A 1,698-nucleotide genomic window follows, 5' to 3' on the forward strand; every position below is an offset into this window, starting at 1 on the left:
CCCCGACGCGACCGGCCGCACCGTCACGACGCAGTGGCCGTCGCGCTCGCCGACCGACTCGACGACGCCCTCGGACCACCGGTCGACGTGGTGCGACGGCGCCCGGGCGTGGACGCGGTCGTGGTTCACGAGCGGGTCGCCTCCGGGTCGCCCTCGTCGCCCGCGACCCGCCGCACCGCGAGCGCGCCCTCGCAGGTACACTCCGTCTCGCACTTCGGACACTCCGCCGCGGGCCGGTCGATCGGGTCGCGGTGGACCGTCTCGTAGCCGTGCGCGTCGAGCAGCTTCTCCGGCGAGTCGTCGCCGCCGTGGTACCACGAGTCCGCGAGGAACAGGTCGACGCCCCGGTCGGCGCCGACCGCGTGGAGGCGTTCGAGCAGCCGGCTCCCGATCCCCCGTCCGGTCGCGCCGTCGCGGACGTACCCCATCTCCAGGTGGCCGTACAGCTCCGCGGCCGGGAGGATCTCCGGATCGTCGAAGAAGTACATCTCGTCAGCGACGGCGGCCGGGTCGGCCAGCTCGCGGAGCGCCATCACGCCGAGGATCGCGTCGTCGCGGTCGCCTTCGCCGCCGGCCGTTCCCGAACCCGCGGCGTCCGAACCGTCTCCACTCCCGTCGGCGCCGCCCTCGACCGCGACCAGCACGTGGTACGTCGGGTCGCCGGTCCCGAGGTCGACGCCGTAGGTGCTCCCCTCGCTGAAGTGCGAGGTGATGAGCGCCTCCAGCGGCTCGGCGTCGCCCGGCCGCGGGTCGCGGATCGCGATGTCGTCCATTTACCGAGGGGACGCCGTCCCGGAGTAAGAGCCGTGCGGTGTCGGAACCGGGGCGGCTCCCGCGGCCCCGGTCAGCTCCCGGCGCCCGGCCGCCACACCGCCTGCCGCCGGTCGAGCCACGCGACGACGGCGACGTGCGGGAGGGTCATGGCGGCGATGGCGACGAGCGACACGGCGAGCAGGTCGCCGGGCGCGGCCACGCCCGCGGGCACGGTCACGCCCACCGCCCCCACCACGAGGAACCCGCCGAGCGTGAGCGGCGCGGCGTCGCGGCCGAAGCGGGCGAGCGCGCCGACCGCGTCGCCGGCGGACGCCGCGCTCGCGGCCTCGGGGTCGACGAGGACGAGGCGCCCGACGTGGCGGAGCGCGTGCCACACGGCGAAGTACACCCCGATCGCGAACACGGGCGCGGCGAGCAGGAACCACGCCCACAGGACCGCGAGCTCGCCGACGTCGCGCCGCCAGCCGCCGGCGGCGCGTCTCCCGCCTTCGCCCCCGGCGCGGACGCGCCGATAGCCCAGCCCCACCGACGCCAGCGTCGCGACGCCCATTCCGACGCCGACCGCGGTCCGCACTTCGGGGGTGAACAGGGGGTCGAGCGCGGTCGCGGTCGCGCCCGCGTCGACGAGGAACAGCCCGACGATCCACTCGGCCACCAGCCGGTACTCCCCGGGGTGCGCGAGGAGCGGGACGCCCATCGGGAGCCCGCCGCGGACGACGAGCGCAAGCCAGCGCTCGGCCGAGGTTGGGAGGTGGTCGACGCCCGCGATCGACAGCGTCGCCACGTCGCCCTGCCCCCAGTGGAGCCACGTGAGCGCGATGAACCCGACGAACGCCGCGACGGGCGCGGCGAAGAACGCGGCGACGACCGCGCCGCCGAGGACCGCGTACACGACCGAGACGACCGCGCGCGCGCGCCGGAGCG

The 1,698-nt window shown here is 76.3% G+C and carries 2 protein-coding genes; both read right to left on the bottom strand.

Annotated elements, in window-relative coordinates:
• Window positions 1-125: 125 nt before the first annotated feature.
• The gene (locus B9G38_RS17020) at window positions 126-773 is read right to left on the bottom strand and encodes an N-acetyltransferase (RefSeq protein ID WP_086221152.1); all 648 of its coding nucleotides are present in this window, start codon (window positions 771-773) and stop codon (window positions 126-128) included.
• Between the two features lie 71 nt (window positions 774-844).
• The coding region (locus tag B9G38_RS17025; protein ID WP_086221153.1) for a Brp/Blh family beta-carotene 15,15'-dioxygenase at window positions 845-1,698 on the bottom strand (854 nt) is incomplete at its 5' end.

The organism is Halorubrum sp. SD612, assembly GCF_002135005.1.